Annotated in this window: 18 protein-coding genes; 10 read left to right on the forward strand and 8 right to left on the reverse strand. The window is 35.7% G+C overall.

The annotated features are described in order from the left end of the window. The first annotated feature begins 37 nt into the window (after positions 1-37). Positions 38-1,459, forward strand: a complete 1,422-nt coding sequence (locus F3J23_RS07345; RefSeq protein WP_167026369.1) for a PLP-dependent aminotransferase family protein — start codon at positions 38-40, stop codon at positions 1,457-1,459. A 138-nt stretch (positions 1,460-1,597) separates the two neighbouring features. Here F3J23_RS07345 and F3J23_RS07350 read toward each other — a convergent pair whose 3' ends face one another. From F3J23_RS07350 to F3J23_RS07370, 5 genes are all read right to left on the reverse strand, one after another. Then, complete coding sequence (locus tag F3J23_RS07350) at positions 1,598-2,194, reverse strand: Crp/Fnr family transcriptional regulator (RefSeq protein ID WP_167026372.1); 597 nt, start codon at positions 2,192-2,194, stop codon at positions 1,598-1,600. Continuing rightward, a complete protein-coding gene (gene ytxJ / locus F3J23_RS07355) occupies positions 2,191-2,571 on the reverse strand; it encodes a bacillithiol system redox-active protein YtxJ (protein WP_167026375.1) in 381 nt (126 codons plus the stop codon). The genes F3J23_RS07350 and ytxJ overlap by 4 nt, the downstream gene beginning before the upstream one ends. Further along, positions 2,568-3,029 carry a DUF1569 domain-containing protein gene (locus tag F3J23_RS07360; RefSeq protein WP_167026378.1) on the reverse strand — a complete coding sequence of 154 codons (462 nt, stop codon included), beginning with the start codon at positions 3,027-3,029 and terminating at the stop codon, positions 2,568-2,570. Before F3J23_RS07360 ends, ytxJ begins: the two co-directional genes overlap by 4 nt. Further along, the gene (locus tag F3J23_RS07365) at positions 3,023-3,559 is read right to left on the reverse strand and encodes a YfiT family bacillithiol transferase (protein ID WP_167026381.1); all 537 of its coding nucleotides are present in this window, start codon (positions 3,557-3,559) and stop codon (positions 3,023-3,025) included. The genes F3J23_RS07360 and F3J23_RS07365 overlap by 7 nt, the downstream gene beginning before the upstream one ends. A 216-nt stretch (positions 3,560-3,775) precedes the next feature. After that, entirely contained in the window at positions 3,776-4,918 is a 1,143-nt protein-coding gene (locus F3J23_RS07370; protein WP_167026384.1) for a DEAD/DEAH box helicase, read from the reverse strand. A gap of 214 nt (positions 4,919-5,132) precedes the next feature. Between F3J23_RS07370 and pncA the strand changes: the two genes are divergently transcribed. Together pncA and F3J23_RS07380 are read left to right on the forward strand one after the other, a co-directional pair. Then, positions 5,133-5,738 (forward strand): bifunctional nicotinamidase/pyrazinamidase, encoded by a 606-nt coding sequence (gene pncA, locus F3J23_RS07375; protein WP_167026387.1) that lies wholly within the window; start codon positions 5,133-5,135, stop codon positions 5,736-5,738. A gap of 145 nt (positions 5,739-5,883) precedes the next feature. After that, on the forward strand, positions 5,884-7,455 hold the full coding sequence (locus F3J23_RS07380; RefSeq protein ID WP_167026390.1) for an amidase: 1,572 nt from the start codon (positions 5,884-5,886) through the stop codon (positions 7,453-7,455). A gap of 67 nt (positions 7,456-7,522) precedes the next feature. Here the strand turns inward: F3J23_RS07380 and F3J23_RS07385 are convergent, their stop codons facing one another. Next, positions 7,523-8,701 (reverse strand): pseudouridine synthase, encoded by a 1,179-nt coding sequence (locus F3J23_RS07385; RefSeq protein WP_167026393.1) that lies wholly within the window; start codon positions 8,699-8,701, stop codon positions 7,523-7,525. 101 nt (positions 8,702-8,802) lie between these two features. Here F3J23_RS07385 and aroB point away from each other — a divergent pair, with 101 nt between their 5' ends. The 7 genes from aroB to F3J23_RS07420 all read left to right on the forward strand — a co-directional run bounded on the left by aroB (position 8,803) and on the right by F3J23_RS07420 (position 15,363). Next, positions 8,803-9,849 (forward strand): 3-dehydroquinate synthase, encoded by a 1,047-nt coding sequence (gene aroB / locus F3J23_RS07390; protein ID WP_167026396.1) that lies wholly within the window; start codon positions 8,803-8,805, stop codon positions 9,847-9,849. A gap of 276 nt (positions 9,850-10,125) precedes the next feature. Then, positions 10,126-10,755: a porin family protein gene (locus F3J23_RS07395; protein ID WP_167026399.1), complete on the forward strand. Its 630-nt coding sequence runs from the start codon at positions 10,126-10,128 to the stop codon at positions 10,753-10,755. Positions 10,756-10,967: 212 nt separating this feature from the next. Next, positions 10,968-11,558 (forward strand): porin family protein, encoded by a 591-nt coding sequence (locus F3J23_RS07400; protein ID WP_167026402.1) that lies wholly within the window; start codon positions 10,968-10,970, stop codon positions 11,556-11,558. 241 nt (positions 11,559-11,799) lie between these two features. Then, complete coding sequence (locus tag F3J23_RS07405) at positions 11,800-12,399, forward strand: porin family protein (RefSeq protein ID WP_167026406.1); 600 nt, start codon at positions 11,800-11,802, stop codon at positions 12,397-12,399. A 181-nt stretch (positions 12,400-12,580) separates the two neighbouring features. Beyond that, positions 12,581-13,180: a porin family protein gene (locus tag F3J23_RS07410; RefSeq protein WP_167026409.1), complete on the forward strand. Its 600-nt coding sequence runs from the start codon at positions 12,581-12,583 to the stop codon at positions 13,178-13,180. A gap of 439 nt (positions 13,181-13,619) precedes the next feature. Next, positions 13,620-14,321 (forward strand): porin family protein, encoded by a 702-nt coding sequence (locus tag F3J23_RS07415; RefSeq protein WP_167026412.1) that lies wholly within the window; start codon positions 13,620-13,622, stop codon positions 14,319-14,321. Between the two features lie 325 nt (positions 14,322-14,646). Continuing rightward, entirely contained in the window at positions 14,647-15,363 is a 717-nt protein-coding gene (locus F3J23_RS07420; protein ID WP_167026414.1) for a porin family protein, read from the forward strand. A gap of 107 nt (positions 15,364-15,470) precedes the next feature. Here the strand turns inward: F3J23_RS07420 and F3J23_RS07425 are convergent, their stop codons facing one another. Further along, the gene (locus tag F3J23_RS07425) at positions 15,471-16,418 is read right to left on the reverse strand and encodes a glycerophosphodiester phosphodiesterase family protein (RefSeq protein ID WP_167026417.1); all 948 of its coding nucleotides are present in this window, start codon (positions 16,416-16,418) and stop codon (positions 15,471-15,473) included. A gap of 139 nt (positions 16,419-16,557) precedes the next feature. Then, entirely contained in the window at positions 16,558-18,057 is a 1,500-nt protein-coding gene (gene purF, locus F3J23_RS07430) for an amidophosphoribosyltransferase (protein ID WP_167026420.1), read from the reverse strand. Between the last annotated feature and the right edge of the window lie 43 nt (positions 18,058-18,100).

Raw genomic sequence — 18,100 nt, forward strand, 5'->3', positions numbered from 1 at the left:
TCAGTTTTGTATATTTGCATGAGCACAGTTTAAAAATATGAGCAAAGAATTTTTATATACAGAAATTGCAGACGGAATTGCAGGGCAGATCAGAACCGGTATTCTAAAGGCGGGAGATAAACTTCCTTCAGTAAGAATGTTGTGCCAGGAACATCAGGTGAGTATGAATACGGCAAAACGTGTCTTCCTGGAACTGGAATCTCAATCACTGGTAGAATCAAAGCCGCAGTCGGGTTATTTTGTAAGCCAGCTTTTGTCTGTAAAACTTCCTTTACCCGAAGTAAGCCGCCCGTCTTTAATCGCGAATAATGACGAACCTGATGAGCTGATCAGCAAGGTGTATGAAAATATGGGTAAAAAAGAGATGACTTTTTTCTCAATCGGAATTCCTTCCGGGGATCTTTTGCCTCAGGCCAAACTGAAAAAAGAAATCGTAAATGCCATCAGGGAATTAAAAGAAGGCGGTACAGAGTATGAAGAACTTCAGGGAAATCTGAAACTGAGAAGGATGATCGCTATCCGTTCTTTGCAATGGGGAGGAAATTTGAGCGAAAACGATCTGATTACCACCAACGGCGGAATGAATGCCCTATCTTTCTGCTTAATGGCGCTGGGAAAACCCGGAGATACAATTGCCATTGAAAGCCCCTGCTATCCAGGAATTTTGCAGCTGGCCAACGGACTTGGTTTAAAAGTTCTCGAACTTCCCACCCATCCTACTACAGGTATCGAAATTGAAGCCCTGAAAAAGGTAATTCCTAAAATAGATCTGTGTCTGCTGATCCCCAATTTCAATTCTCCTTTAGGAAGCTGTATGCCTGATGAAAATAAGAAAGAAATTGTAAAAATCTTGTCAGAAAATAATATTCCCCTGATTGAAGACGATGTGTATGGAGATCTATATTTCGGTTCCAGCCGGCCCAAATGCTGCAAATCTTTTGACAAAGATGGAAATGTGCTGTATTGCAGTTCTATCTCAAAAACGCTGGCTCCCGGATATCGTGTTGGATGGATTGCTCCCGGAAAATATAAAGACAAGATACTGAAACTTAAACTTCTTCATTCCACTTCCTCAATTTCTATTGTGAATGAAGCCGTAGCCAACTTCCTAAAATCCGGAAAATATGAAAAACATCTTCAGCAGCTTCGCAGAACATTGCAAAGCAATTATCAGAATTATGTTCAAACCATTGCTGAGTTTTTCCCGGAAGGAACAAAAACCAGTCGTCCACAGGGCGGATTATCATTATGGGTGGAATTTGATAAGAGTATTAAAACCACTGAATTATACGACTTAGCCATCAAACAGAATATCAGTATAGCACCCGGAAGGATGTTTACTTTTCAGGAACAGTTTGAAAACTGCATGAGGCTCTGCATCGGGCTTCCATGGTCGGAAAATACACAAACTAAGCTTAGACAGATTGGAAATCTTGCTAAAAAGATTTATTTAAAGTAAGGAAGCTGGAAGATTGAAGTCAAAATAGTTTTAAAAATAGCTTATCTCAATTCTTATTGATAATATAAAGGACATCTTATAGCTCTTGAAGTTCTTTTATATTTACTAGAACTTCAGGCTTCCCTCTTCCAGCCTTTTTTATTTATTGTCCGGTACGAAATTTTTTCTTGCCAGTTCTTTTCTCACGCGGCTTAAACTTTCCGGAGTAATTCCAAGATAAGATGCAATCATCCATTGCGGAACCCTCAACAGTAGATCCGGATACATTTTAATGAATTTCATATACCTTTCCTCCGCAGTTTCTCCCAACAGCGAATTGATCCTGTTCTGAAGGCTTCTGATATGCTTTTGAAGAAGAAAATCACTACGCTCAATACTGTTCGGGAACTGTTCTACCAGTTTATTGAAAAAATCAGGATGCAGGAACAGCACTTCCGAATCTTCCACTGCTTCTATATAGTAAATGGATTTCTCATTGAAATAAAGGCTGCTTCGGTCAGAGATCAGCCAGCTTTCAGGAGCAAACTGAATAATATGTTCCTTGCCGTTCTTATCAATAGAATACATCTTTAAAAGGCCTCTTTCTACAAAGAATATATGTCGGCATATTTCGCCATATTGAAGAAGAAACTGGTTTTTGGGAATCTTTTTAACTTCATAATGTAAACTGCAAGCGTTCACACTTTGAAGCGGAACATTTAAAACTTTGGCTAAATAATCATTTATATTCTTCATGATACGATCTGGCTTAAAGAAATATCCTGGTGTGAAGCATTATTAACGGGCTTTCCGTTCTCTATTACAATCAGCTGCGGGCTTTCATGTCTGATTTCAAAATCTGCTGCAATTTTATTGGAAACTGGTCTGTGAGCCAGTAGATCCAGATAATACACATGAACTTCCTGTTCCGAATTCTCAACTTCTTTTTCAAAATTCTTCAATACGGTTCTACTGATGAAACAGCTTGTTGAATGTTTGAATATTGCTATTTTATGCTGAAAAGATTCTTCAACAGCTTTTTCAAGATCCCCTTCAGATTCTATCTTTTTCCAGAAAGATTTCTGATCAGGAGCATCACTCTTTCCTCCGAATATTTTATCAAAAAAACTCATACATTAAATTGTTTTAAATGATGATCAAGATGTTTATACTCTAAAAATTCCCAATCCTTTTCTGTCATATTTCCGAACAGGCTGTGGCGGTCCGGCAGGGTTTTATGGTCACATGCCTTCCGGAATTCCTCCAGTGTTTCCAGCAGATTGGCTTTCGATTCATCAAAATCACACTCAAAATTAACGATTAGTTTTTGAAAAGTAGGCATGTTTCTGGGAATTCCATTATTGAAAACATACATTTCTGCTTTGGTAATGATCCCTATTGTCTCAAAAAGGACATTAATGCGGGGAAGTTCAATCTTTTTCAGCGCCACCTGAAGAACCCTATCACAATGCTTTAACATCTGAGCTGCATTCATTTTCCCCCATTTCCCGGGAGAGTTTTCGGAGAGGCTGGAAATTCTGTTTACAACTTCCTTATAATATTTGGGATTATTAAGACTCTTCTTTACCAACCTTTTTCTTTCTTCAGATTTTCAATATGAGCAAAATGATGATTACAGTGCCAGACATATAATGCCAGACTTTCTCTCAAATTATAGTTTTTCTGATGCTCCGGGTGATGAAAAGTTCTCTCAAATTGTTTATTGGTAAGGCTTTTAAGAAGAGTAACCCATCTTTGGTGGGTTCCTCTCAACATTCTCATAGCAGGTTTTACCGGCATATGAAAACTATCCTGAAGCTCTGCCCATTTGGCTTCGTCATAAGGTTTAATGGTAGGGTTATCTTCCGTAAGAGCCAGTTTAAAACGAATAAAACTGTTCATATGGCTGTCAGAAAGATGATTAACAAGCTGTCTCACCGTCCATCCTCCTTCTCTGTATGGAGTATCCAGCTGATCATCCGTAAAATGTTCAATGAGATTTTTTAGTCTGCCGGGAAAGTCCTTAATCACTTTAATATAAGCATCCAATGTAGTGTCGCATATGTTTTCTGGTGCTTCAAACTGTCCTATTGGAAACTTCTTTTTCTCTAAATCACTCATTGTTCAGGGTTTTAATTTTTAATTATTGCCGATTTGTCCTATCGTTATCTATCAGGACAATTTACAAATATCAGTTTGTGCGAATTTATCAAAAATTCAAGAATCTAAAGTCAATAAAGCATTAATTGTACCGATAATAATTTTTGTGGTACCAATTTTTCATTAAAAAAGGTTTCAATTGTAAAAACTGAAACCTTTTTTATTTATTATCAATGATTAATAACCATGCAAATCAATCCCTTCTGTTCTTTGCAGAGTTACTTTTCTGCCCATTTTCTTTTGAATTACCCTGAAATGCTGCAGTTCATCATCCGTTAAAATACTAATCGCTGTTCCTTTTTCATTGGCACGCCCTGTTCTACCAATACGGTGAATATAATCCAAAGGCGAACGCGGCAATTCGTAATTGATGACACACGGCAGAGATTCAATATGAATTCCACGCCCAATCAGGTCAGTTGCAACCAGAATCTGAGCTCCGTTCACTTTAAATTCTTCCAGGTTATTTCTTCTGGCTCCTTGTGATTTCTGACTGTGAATAGCTACTGCTTTAATTTTATTCTTTTTCAGTTTTTCTACCAGATTATCTGCAGATCTTGTAGATGAAACAAAAATCAAAGCTTTTTCCACTTTCTTTTCTTTGATTAGATATCGTAAAAAAGGACCTTTATTCTCAGGGGAAACATGATAGGCAAGCTGCTCAATATTATCAATTTCAACTTCTTCTTTTTTAATTTCGATAATAGTAGGATTAATGGACAGACGCTCTTTCATTTCGGCTACTTTATCATTTAAAGTTGCAGAAAATAATGTGGTTTGTTTTGCAACAGGCATCAAAGCAAACAGCTTATTCATTTCCTCACCAAAGCCCAGCTGAAACATTTTATCTGCTTCATCAATCACCAGATGCTTAATTTCCGAAATACTCAACGCATTATGATCAATTAAGTCTAATAAACGTCCCGGAGTAGCAATCAAAACCTCCACTCCAAACATTCCCTTCATCTGTGGATTGATAGAAACACCTCCATAAACAGCCATTGTCCGAACTTCTCTCTTAAGATTTTCTGTAAAAGCTCTGAAGACATCATCAATCTGAATAGCCAATTCACGGGTAGGAACCAATATTAAAATCTGAATATTACGGTCTTTTTTAACTTCCGAATTCTGTAATTTTTCTAAAATCGGCATCACAAAACAAGCCGTTTTCCCGGAACCAGTCTGAGCAATTCCCATCAGATCCTTTCCCTGCAAAATTATGGGAACAGCCTGCTCCTGAATTGGAAATGGTTTTAAATACCCTAACTTCTTTACAGAACGAATAATATTGTGTGATAATCCTAAAGACTCAAATGACATAAAATACTTATTTCCTGCAAAGATAAGCTATTGAGATTTGGTGTAAACCTCAAAATTCAATAGGCTGCAGACAAAGTTTAATTATTTTTATTTCTAACCCTCTCATTCTTGCCCTATTAAAAATTTACTTTGCCGATTTGTCCGATAATTCGGTTTTGGACAAGTTTTTGCGGATTAGTTTTGTAAATTTATCAAAAATTCGAGAAATCTAAATATGAAAAAAGCGTTAATAATAGTCGATGTACAGAATGATTTTTGTGAAGGCGGAGCACTTGCAGTCCCTGGAGCTAACGAAATTATTCCATATATCAATCTTTTGATGGAAGAAAACCAATATGATCAGGTTGTTCTTACACAAGACTGGCATCCTGCAGGTCATAAAAGTTTCGCAAGCAGCAATGGAAGAAAAGTTGGAGAAAGTATTATTTTAAATGGAGTTCCTCAGTTTATGTGGCCAGATCACTGTATCCAGGGAACTTTCGGAGCAGAATTCCACAAAGATCTCAATCAGGATAAAGTAACACACACCATACAAAAAGGAAAAAATATTGAAATCGACAGCTACAGCGGTTTCCAGGATAACAATCACTTTATGAAAACCGGGCTGGATGATTTCCTGAAATATCATGATATTCAACTTTTGGAAATCGTGGGCCTTGCACTGGATTATTGTGTGAAATTCACAGCTTTAGATGCAGTGGCCAATGGCTATGTTACCTGTCTCCACTTCAATGGAACCAGAGCTGTAAATGTAAAGCCGGACAATGCCAGAGATGCGATCTATGAAATGATCCAAAAGGGAGTAACCGTACTAGGATAATTATAAATGAGGCGTCTCTGCTATGCTGAAGCTTCAAATAGATAATTTATTAGAGAAGATAAACAAAAGCGCAGATTTTTCTGTGCTTTTGTGTTAATGGCAATTTTCATTTAGGATTATTATTTATATTTGAAAAAACATCTTAATGAAAAAAAGCATCTTATCTATTGTGGTTTTTGCTGCTGCCTCTATTTGTATAAAAGCCCAAAACACATCGGATCAATCATTCAAATACCTTGAATATGATGTGCAGAAGATCCAAAATCTTTACAAGCATAATAAAGCAACTGTAAAAGAAGTTGTTGAAGCCTATCTTAAACGGATTCATGATATTGATAAAAATGGTGTACAGTTGAATTCTGTAATCACCATCAATCCTGATGCCGTCAAAATTGCTGATTCTCTGGATCATCTTGATTCTAAATCTAAAAACAAGCCTTTGTTCGGGATTCCTGTCTTGTTAAAAGACAATATAGATACTCATGATAAAATGCCCAATACAGCCGGTTCTCTGGCTTTAAAAGATTCATTTCCCCTGCAAGACAGCTACCTGGTAAAAAAATTAAGAGAAGCCGGAGCTGTGATTATCGGAAAGACCAACCTGAGTGAATGGGCCAACTTTAGAGGTGAAAAATCTACCAGTGGCTGGAGCGGATTGGGAGGACTTACTAAAAATCCATATATTCTGAACAGGAATACCTGTGGATCCAGTGCCGGCTCAGGAGCTGCAATTTCTTCCAATCTTGGTATTATTGCCATAGGTACAGAAACCAACGGCTCTATAATCTGCCCATCAAGCATCAACGGAATTGTCGGGTTAAAACCTACTGTTGGACTAATTTCCAGACAGGGAATCATTCCTATTTCAAATACTCAGGATACTTCAGGGCCTATGGCAAGAACAGTAAGAGATATTGCTATAAGTCTGGGAACAATGGCTGGTGAAGATAAAAAAGATATAAAAACAATTGGAAACGCGCCATATCTGCATAAAGATTACACCCAATTCCTTACTTTGAACGGACTGAAAGGAAAAAGATTAGGATATGTAAAAGGAATTACAAAAGGAGCCAGTAAAAAAGTAGATGAATTATTCAGAAAAACCTTAAAAGTCTTAGAAGCCCAGGGAGCTGTTATTATCGAGATAGACAATGATATTATTTCAGAAAACGTGCAGCAAAAATCCTTTGAATTAATGATTAATGAATTTAAAGACGGTTTAAATGATTACTTTTTATCTCTGGGAAAGAACGCACCTATTAAAAATATTGATGAATTAATTACCTTTAATAAAAATAACAAAGAAGAATTACAGTATTTCGGTCAGGAATTCTTAGAACTTGCCGCTAAAAGCAATGGCATAAAAGATAAGAATTACCCGCAAACCTTAAAATCAGTACAGGAAGGAAGCCAAAAGAAAGGAATAGATTTTACTATGAATAAGTATAAACTCGATGCCATTATTTCTCCTGCAACCACTGAAGCCTGGAAAACAGATCTCAAAAACGGAGATTCATACTCGTTTGGAAGTGCTGATGCCGCAGCTATTGCGGGATACCCCAGTATTACACTTCCGATGGGATACATTGACGAATTACCTGTCGGAATTTTATTTTCTGCCGGAAAATGGGAAGAAGGGAAACTCATCAATATGGCTTACACTTTTGAACAGGTTAATCCGCAAAGAAAAGTACCCGGATTTTTACCCGGAAATTAGATAATATACAAGCAAAAAGCGCAGAAATTACTTTCTGCGCTTTATATTTTTAACACTTAAAATTATTTTAAAGCATTTTAAGGTTATTCACTTCCAGTTCTGTAAGGATTCTCCAGTGTCCTCTCTTGATATTCTTCTTCGTCAATCCGGCAAACATTACTCTGTCTAAAGATTCTACTTCGTAACCTAATCTTTGGAAAATTCTTCTGATTACACGGTTCCATCCGATATGAATTTCAATTCCGATTTCATTTTTCGGCTTTCCTTCAATATACGAAATCTGGTCAACTACCGCTACCCCTTCATCCAAACGGATACCTTCTGCAATAAGACGTAAATCTTCACCGGTAAGTTTTTTGTCCAATGTTACATGATAGATCTTTTTAGCATCGAAAGACGGGTGTGTCAACTTTTTAGTCATGTGTCCGTCGTTGGTTAATAAGATAACACCAGTTGTTGAACGATCCAGTCTTCCCACTGGGAAAAGTCTGTAAGGAGAAGCATTTGCCACAAGATCCATTACTGTTTTTCTTGCTTTGTCGTCTTTCGTAGTAGAAATATAACCTTTTGGCTTATTTAAAAGTACATAAACAGGTTTTTCTGGAGTAATACTTTGTCCGTCGAAAACAACTCTGTCTGTTTTCTGTACCTGATATCCCATTTCAGTTACCACTTTTCCGTTTACTTCCACCAATCCTTGTGTAATCAGCTCATCAGCTTCTCTTCTGCTGCAGATTCCGGAATTGGCAATATACTTATTGAGACGGATGCTGTCTTTATTCACATCCTTTTCAATTTTGTTCAGTCTTCTCTTCTGTACAAAAGATTTTGCTCTGTCATCTCTTTCCTCTCCGTTAGATGGTCTTCTTCCGTATTTCAGGCTGCCTCTTTCGTACTTATCTCTTGTATCAAAGTTCTTCCCTCCTCTTTTTGGTCTTCCGAAAGATTTTTTCTCATAGCTCTCACTTTTATTCGTGATGTATGGCGTTCTTTCAGATTTAGAACCAAAATCTTCATTGGAGTTCTCAAAGCTGTCTGTATTTTTCTTGAAAGGTTTCTTTTCAAATTTTGAGTTGGATCCTTTATGTTCCGGGCCTTTTCTTGCACCGTCTTTAGAAAAAGGTTTCTTAAAAGGTTTTGATCCTGAAGAATTTCCAGATCTGGAAGCACGAGAATCATCAGAACTTTTCTTGGTTGAAATTCTTGGTCTCTTTGGTCTGTCTGAATTATTATTATCTCTGCTCATTCTAAAAATTTCTGCAAAGATAGTAATTTAGTTACGAGTTAAAAATTAAGAATCATAACTTTGCAATATAGTTTACATTTTAACTTTACATACATTTGAAGATGATAACAATATTAAACGATAATTTTTCTCAGCTCAACGAGTTCCTTCACGAAAAAACTTTCAGTAAAATTTTTATTCTTGTAGATGAAAATACACATGAATACTGTCTTCCTGTTCTGTTAGGAAATATGGAAACCGATCTTGGCTTTGAAATTCTGGAGATAGAATCCGGTGAAGAAATGAAAAATATCCAGACCGCCAACCAGCTTTGGGAAATTCTTACCGAAATGCAGGCAGATAGAAAAGCACTGGTCATTAATCTTGGCGGAGGTGTAATTACAGATATGGGAGGTTTTGTTGCATCTACTTATAAAAGAGGAATACAGTTCATCAATATTCCTACTACCCTTTTATCCATGTGCGATGCTTCTATAGGAGGAAAAACAGGAATAGACTTGATGCATTATAAAAATATGGTAGGAACTTTTGCTTTCCCTGAGCAGATCTTTATTTATCCTCAATTTTTAAACACGTTACCTTTTAAAGAATTAAGAAGCGGGTTTGCAGAAATGTTGAAACACGGTCTTATTGCAGAAAAAGCTCATTGGGATCAGCTGATTCAAATCCAGAAACTTGAAGTAGAAACAGTAACACCGCACATTCAGACTTCTATGAATATCAAACAGAATGTTGTAGATCAGGATTTTCATGAGCAGAATATCAGAAAGACATTGAATTTCGGCCATACCATTGGTCATGCTGTTGAAAGTTTATGCCTGCAGCAAGGTAATCCTATTCTTCATGGTGAAGCTGTTGCTATGGGAATGATTGCCGAAGCACATCTTTCTTATCTTGAAAATTTGATCTCCGAGGAAGATTCAAAAGCGATCATTGAAAATATCCAGAGGTATTATCCTTATCTGGATATCAGTGATTTTAAAGATGAAGATATTACCGCTTTATTGATGAATGATAAAAAGAATACCGACAGCAAGATCAACTTTTCATTGCTTTCCGGTATCGGTTCATGTACCTATGATTATCAATCCAGCCAGAAAAACATCCTTGAATCATTATCTTTTTACAGAAAATTAAATGATGCTTAATCTATTTTGAAGAAATTACAGCTTTTCCAGGCTCTATTTTTGACAAAATTGTCAATTTAGATCATTTCTAAACAAATGTTTATTTAACCACGTAAGTAATTAATAATTAAACACATAAAATTAAATCCGCTTAATAAATAGGCGGATTTTTTATTGATTTTCATCCTGAAAAATATTTTTGGCAAGCAATTTGAAAGATACTCTGCGTTCAACTGAAAATGTTGCACAGTAGTAAAATTTAAAATTAAGAAAGAGTAAAATTAAAAAATTAAAGTTATGAAAAAGTTAATTTTAGGATTAGCAGTAACTGCAGGAACATTAGCGTTCGCTCAACAGACGCCTTCTTCTAATCCGGTAACATTTGGGGTAAAAGGAGGAATGAACGTTTCTTCACTTTCAAAAGATAGCGGTTTAGATGACCAAAAATCTAAAATAGGATTTAATGCAGGTGTATTTGCAAACATTCCGGTAGCTAGCTCATTCAGCATTCAGCCAGAGGTGTTATATTCACAGTATGGTAACAAATCTGATTTTACAGCTTTAGGAACAAAATATTCAGCATCTACTAAATTAGATTATATTGCAGTTCCGGTAATGTTCCAATATAACTTAATCCCTAATCTTTATGTAGAAGCAGGGCCAGAGTTTGGTTTCATGGTAAGTGCTAAAAACAAATTAAAAAACGAATCTAACGGAGATTCTACTACATCTGATAACTTCAAAGATAATTTTAATACATTCAACTTTGGTATCGGGCTTGGTGCAGGATATTATTTCACTCCAAACCTTGGGCTTACAGCAAGATATGTTGCAGGTTTAACAGATATTGCTAAAAACAGACCTAGCGGATCGGATGCAGTAAGAAACAATGTATTCCAGGTAGGTTTAGCTTATAAATTCAAATAAGAATAAGCACACGCACATTCACTAACAAATTTTTATATTCAATAGAAAGATCAGGTTAATTTTTTAACCTGGTCTTTTTTTGTGATACTATTCAGTCTTTCATAATTATCCCAATCATGATAAAAGTCATAATCGCCAATATTACTCTTGGTATATCATTTGTTTCTTAATAAAACGTTAAACAAAGTTTAATTTTTTTAAAAACACAATTTATGAAAAAGATTTTTTTTAGTCTTGCCCTTGTGGCAGGCACTTTCGCTTTGGCTCAACAGACCAACGCTGGTAATTCATCATCTTCAGTAAGATTCGGTTTAAAAGCTGGTCTTAACATTTCAAGGTTTTCTGATAGCGATTCAAGATTTAAAACAGGATTTAATGCAGGTGTATTTGCTAATATCCCTGTAGCAAAGGATTTCTCTTTTCAGCCGGAAGTATTATACAACCAAGTGGGAACAAAAGCTAAAGCAAACAGTGGTTTAAAAGTAAATGTGGATTACATTTCTGTTCCGTTAATGCTTCAGTACAATGCTCTGCCTAATCTATACTTAGAAGCAGGTCCTCAATTCAGTTTTTTAGTTAATTCAAAGTTAAGGTATAAATCATATTCTACAAATACTAAGGATCAATTCAAAACTTTTGATTTTGGTGTTGGTATTGGTGCAGGATATTATTTAACAGAAAACATCGGAATTACAGCGAGATATGTTGCAGGCTTAACAGATGTTGTAAAAAATACGCCAGGCGTTTACGATGGCAAATCTAAAAATAATGTTATTCAGGTAGGTTTGGTTTATAAATTTTAAGAACTGAATTTATTTTTAAACAACAGATTTCAGCCGGATTATTTATTTAATCCGGCTTTTTTGTGATAACACCCAGAATTCCAGTACTATTCAACATAAAATCCTGCACCATTATTAATTCTGTCCATTAAACATTTACTTACCTTTTACTGTTAAGGTTCCAAAGCCTTTATAACAAACCCTTTCTTGGTACATTGTTTGATGTTAAGCAGGAAGTTAAACAAAATATAAAACTAATTCTATGAAAAAGATCTTTTTTGGCCTTGCGCTTATCGTAGGTACATTTACTTTCGCTCAGAGTACATCCACAAACACATCTTCTACAACTTCTTCATCTCCGATAAGATTCGGTGTAAAGGCCGGTCTTAATGTTTCCAGTCTTTCTAAAAGCTCCTGGAACTCCAAAGCAGGTTTTTATGGAGGTGTATTTGCCAACATTCCTGTAGCGAAAGATTTCTCTGTACAACCGGAGGTTTTATACAGCGGAATAGGTGCAAAAGCTGATTATGGAAATAATTTAAAACTTAATTTGGATTATATTGCAGTTCCGGTAATGATTCAATATAATATTCTTCCTCAGCTTTATGTAGAAGCGGGACCGCAATTCAGCTTTTTGATTAGCTCAAAATTTAAAGACAGTTCTGAGTCTTTAGATGCTAAAGATGTAACTAAAAGCTTTGATTTCGGACTTGGTATTGGCGCAGGATATTATTTCACTCAAAATATCGGAGTTACGGCAAGATATGTTGCTGGTTTATCTGATATTGCAAAAGACAGACTTGTAGGTCTTGAAGCTGTAAAAAATGGTGCTTTCCAGATAGGATTAGCATATAAATTTTAAATATTAGATTTAATATTTTAATAAAAATAACAACAATTAAATAAACTATTAATTTAAAATACTTTTATTAACATTTAAATTTATCACAAAACACAGATTATCAATATTTTATTTTTGGTACACTGTTTGCTTATAAACAAAATGTTAAATAAAACTTAAAAACTATTAAAAATAAAAACTTATGAAAAAGATTTTTTTAGGTCTTGCCCTTGCAGCGGGTACATTTGCTTTCGCTCAAAAGACCACTACTAATACTTCAACTTCAGCATCATCTCCTGTCAGATTCGGTTTAAAAGCTGGTCTTAACGTTTCGAGCTTTTCTGGTAATGATTCAAAATCTAAAGCAGGATTTTACGGAGGAGTATTTGCAAACATCCCTGTAGCACAGGATTTCTCTTTCCAACCGGAGGTTTTATACAGCGGAATGGGTGCAAAATCTAAAGCAGACAGTAATGCAAAAGTAAACTTAGACTATATCTCTGTTCCATTAATGCTTCAATACAATGCTTTACCTAATCTATATTTAGAAGCGGGACCTCAATTCAGCTTTTTAATCAATTCAAAGTTAAAGTATAAATCAAATTCTGCAGATGGTAAAGACCTATTCAAAAGTTTTGATTTCGGTCTTGGTATTGGTGCAGGATATTATTTCACACAAAATATCGGAGTTACGGCAAGATACGTTGCAGGCTTAACGGATATTCTAAAAAACAGACCTGATCTTTCTGAAGACAAGTCTAAAAATGGAGTATTCCAGGTAGGTTTAGCTTATAAATTCTAATACTGAATTTATTTTACACAGCATAAAAGGCCGGATTATTTATTTAATCCGGCTTTTTCTTATGTTCTATTCTTTTTTGGCAAGAAATTTGCGTAGTGTGTAGTGATTGTATCTTATTCCGCCAACGTTCAGATTACAGTTTCTGTATCTTTCTGAAATTCGTTTCGATTCAGTTTAATAACCATTTATCATTTTCGAAATTAGAAATTATTATTTAGCAATATGTTTAGATAATACTGAAAAGTGAGCGTGGATATCAGCTGCATAAAAGCAACATAAATAATGTTGCATGTACATAAAATACATTTTGATTTCAATAGAAAAAGTCAGGTTTATTTGTTTAAGCCTGACTTTTTCGCTTATTGTATGATTTTTATCACCTTTATCCTTTATGGCAGGGGTTTTGTCGCATTAAAAACTTAAATAAAAACTTTAAACCATGAAGAAATTCATTGCAGTTATAGCATTCGCAGGGAGCCTTTTCGTAAATGCTCAGGAAAAAGCTCAATCTACCTCATCTCTTTCCCCTATCAGTTTCGGTGTTAAGGCCGGCTTTAATGGTTCTACCCTTACGAGAGGAGATGGCTATAATTATGATAATAACGAGAAAATAAAGCCGGGCTTTCATGCCGGTGTATTTGTACATATTCCTGTTACGGAAAAGTTTAGTGTACAACCTGAGCTTCTTTTCAGTCAGCTGGGATCAAAATCGGATTACAATTACAGAACCACTTCCGACAATTACAGAATGACACAGCATTATAGTTATACAACAACTTTAAACTATATCACCCTTCCTTTAATGGTTCAGTATAATATTCTTCCTCAGCTGTACGTAGAAGCCGGACCTGAATTTGGCCTTTTACTGGGAGGAAAGACAAAAGGAGATCTTACTACCATTGAAATGACAGGAAGTACACTCATTGTTGAGCATAATGAACATGTTTCAAAAAGCATTCCTATGAGTTTATTGAACCGATTCAATTTCGGAATCGGAATTGGTGCGGGGTATTACTTTACGGAAAAATTGGCCGCCACAGCTAGATTTACCGCTGGTATTACTGAGGTATACAAATACAACTCAGACGATAAAATCAGAAATAATGCATTCCAGATCGGAGTCGCCTATAAGTTTAAATAACTATATTTTATTTTCAATTTGGGGCCGGATATTTCAGTATCCGGCATTTTTTATTAGAAAAAGAGCTATTGGATTTTAAAGTTTTCACTATTTCCATTATCAGTACTAAAGTTTTTTGGGCATTCAATTGTTTTCAAAAAAAAGATACTAATACTGTATTTTCTGATAGAAAAAGAGAAAAACCATGTAGGGAATGAACATCTAAAACCTTTTAAAAACCCTTTAAAATAAAGCTTTTTCAACTTTGGCAAGCAATTTGCAAAATAATTCAAGTCTGATTGAGAAATCATTCAATACACAAATAGTAAAATTAAAAAATAAAATTATGAAGAAGTTATTTTTAGGGTTGGCATTAACTGCCGGTACATTAGCTTTCGCACAGGAAACAAAAACTGAAGAAACAAAACCAGTAAGCGTGTCACCTCTTAAAAAAGATGTTCAACCCGTTAGATTCGGGATTAAAGCAGGGGGAAACTCGGCATATTTCAGTAAGCAGGAATTTGGTATGAACAGCCAAAAACTTGGTTTCCACGCAGGGGTATTCGTTAACATTCCAATTTCTAAGCAATTCAGTTTTCAACCGGAAGTATTGTACAACCAAATGGGGGCAAGAGATGTCATCTCTTCACTAGAAACAGACAACGGAACTACAAACGTAAAGACCAAATTACAGGATAAAGTAACGATGAATTATATTTCAGTTCCTTTAATGGTTCAAATGAGACCTATAGATAAGTTTTATATTGAAGCAGGACCTGAATTCAGTTATTTCATCAACGGTAAAAATAAAGGAGAAGCTACTGTAGCAAGTACTACAGCTGGTGTAACTACAACCACTACACAGTCTCACTCGGAAGATATTAACAAAGATCAGATCAATAAGTTCAACTTCGGTTTAGGCCTTGGGTTGGGATATGATATTACCAACAATATCGGAATCAGTGCAAGATATGTAAACAGTCTTACAAAGATTGATAAAAGCAGACCGGCAGCTGAAAATAACAACAGAGTATTTCAGTTAGGTCTGAACTATAAATTTTAATTAACCAGAACCAATTTTTAACCCCAAGTGCAGTTTTCTGCACGCATAAAATAGCCGGAAGAAATTCTTCCGGCTATTTATATTGTATGGATATAATAGGATAGCAATTATTCAAATATTCTAGGATCATCACTGATTACTCCATCAATTCCCATTTCTTTTAATTCGCTTAGTCTTTCTTTGGTGTTCACTGTCCACGGGATTACTTTCATGCCTAATGCATGGCATTCTTTTATGAGCTGCGACGTTACAAGGGTATGATCCGGGCTGTAAATGGTGGGTGTAAAACTAAGAAATTTCATATCTCCTGCTACTCCATTCAAATGGTTAGGATACATTTTGAATTTTTCCAAAGAAATATCTTTAAAATATGTCCGTTGTTGTGCAAGCTTCTTGTCGTCAACTTTTTCCACCAGAAAAGCGGTCATTATTTTAGGATATTTTTTATGAATGATTTCCAGAGTTCTCGGATCAAACGACTGAATAATTACGCGGTCCTGAATTCCTTTTTCCATAATGATTTTCATCATCAGGTCTACAAACTCTTTGGGTTCCGGATGAAATATATGATCAGAAAAAGGACGTGTTTTGGTCTCTATATTATAAAACGGTAAAGGTCTTTTCAATTCCCGGGAATACGCCTCGCATGCATCTATTACGTCTGAGAAAAGAGGTTTCTGAGCTCTCATCTTCTTCTGATCAGGATAATTGGTGAGCTTTTTTAAGCCTACATCAAATGTTTGAATCTTTGTGTAAGGCATATCATAAATTTTATAATAAAATCCGGAATCTCTCGGAATATAAGTTCCGTCTGGTTTTGTGACCAATTCCGGGGAAAGAAAGGCATCATGGGAAAGAATAACCTTTTTGTCTTTCGTGACAGCCAAATCCATCTCCAGTGTTGTAATGTTCATTTCTAACGCATTCTTCATCGCCGGGATAGTATTCTCGGGATACAAAGATTTTCCACCCCGATGCGCCTGCTTATCAAAAGACTGAGCCGTATAAAGTTGGGTAAATGCCAGAAACAGGCCGGTAAAAAGCACATTTTCCATTCTTCAAATTTTAATCCTATAAAATTAAAATTTGCATTTATACCGTATACTAAAGGAATATTAAGCTTTTGCTACATTTATATAAAAAAGAACCGAGCTATGCACCCGGTTCTGTATGTTTATTATTCCAATAAAGAGATTAATTGAATAAATCCACCTCCTCTCCTTTTCCTACCGGATATTCCTCGGTAAAGCATCCAAAGCAATGATTGGAAGATCCTAAAATATCTTTCAGATTATCGATGCTTAAAAACTCTAAAGAATCTACTCCCAGATAATTTTTAAGCTCTTCTGTTGACATGTTTGCCGAAATAAGATCATCTTTTGACGGAGTATCAATTCCTAAATAACATGGAGCAATAATTGGCGGGGAAACACTTCTGAAGTGGATCTCTTTTACTCCTGCATCTTTTAAGATCTTAACAAGCCTTTTAGATGTGGTTCCACGAACGATAGAGTCATCAATAATTACAACCTTCTTATCCTTCATTTCGGAAATGATCGGGTTCAGTTTAAGGTTCACTACCCTTTCTCTCATTTCCTGAGTCGGAACAATGAAACTTCTTCCAATATATCTGTTTTTGATCAATACAGGGCGGAAAGGTATTCCTGAAGCTTTTGAAAAACCAATAGCAGCAGGAACTCCGGAATCCGGAACTCCGATAACCAAATCAGCTTCTACAGGAGCCTGTTCCCAGATTTTCTCTCCGGATTTCTCTCTGATTTCATAAACGTTGATGTTTTCTAGCGTAGAGTCAGGTCTGGCAAAATAGATGTATTCAAAAGAACAAATCCTTTGTTTTCCCTTCGCTTCATCCATCATATAAGAATGAAGTTTACCAGGTTCGTTTTCATTGGTATAAATGATTTCCCCAGGAAGAATATCACGTACATACTGAGCCCCTACCGCATCTAATGCTACAGATTCTGAAGCTACTACGTAAGATTTTTCATCAATAGCTCCTAACACCAATGGACGAATTCCGTTGAAATCTCTGAATGCAAAGAATTTATTTCTAGTCATTCCTACTACGGAATACGCTCCTTCAATCTTTTCCATTGTTGCTTTAATCGCTCCACGAAGTCCAAGATCAAGATTTTTTTGGATCAGTCTTAAGATGACTTCAGAATCGGAAGTTGCTCTGAAAACAACACCTTCAGCTTCTAATTCTGCCTTTAATTCCTTTGCATTGGTAAGGTTACCGTTGTGAGCAATGGAAAGTATAATCTGGTCATATTCGTTTTTAGCGAAAAATGGCTGGAAGTTATATTTCTTTTTATCTCCTGCAGTGGTATAACGAGTATGCCCTATTGCAGAATTTCCCATAAAAGTTTCAGGTTTCTGAATATCTTTATAAACGTCCAAAACCAAACCTTCATCTTTCATATTGGTAATTCTTCCGTCTTTCAACACGGAAATACCACAAGCCTCCTGGCCTCTGTGCTGTAAAGCAAAAAGCCCGAATTGTGAAAGAGAGAATGTATCCAGATCATTATCCGAATACAACCCGAAGATCCCACATTCCTCATTGGGAGCATCTAATCTTTCCTCTTCCTGAGTTCTGAAAAGATTTCTCCCATAAATCTGGTTTTCAAACTGTTTTAAATATTCACTTTTATGAATGTCTAAACTTTTCATTTTTTCTAATTGTAGATCTTAGAAGTCAGATTTCAGATTTCAG

It is taken from the genome of Chryseobacterium sp. Tr-659 (genome assembly GCF_011752975.1).
GTDB lineage: Bacteria > Bacteroidota > Bacteroidia > Flavobacteriales > Weeksellaceae > Chryseobacterium.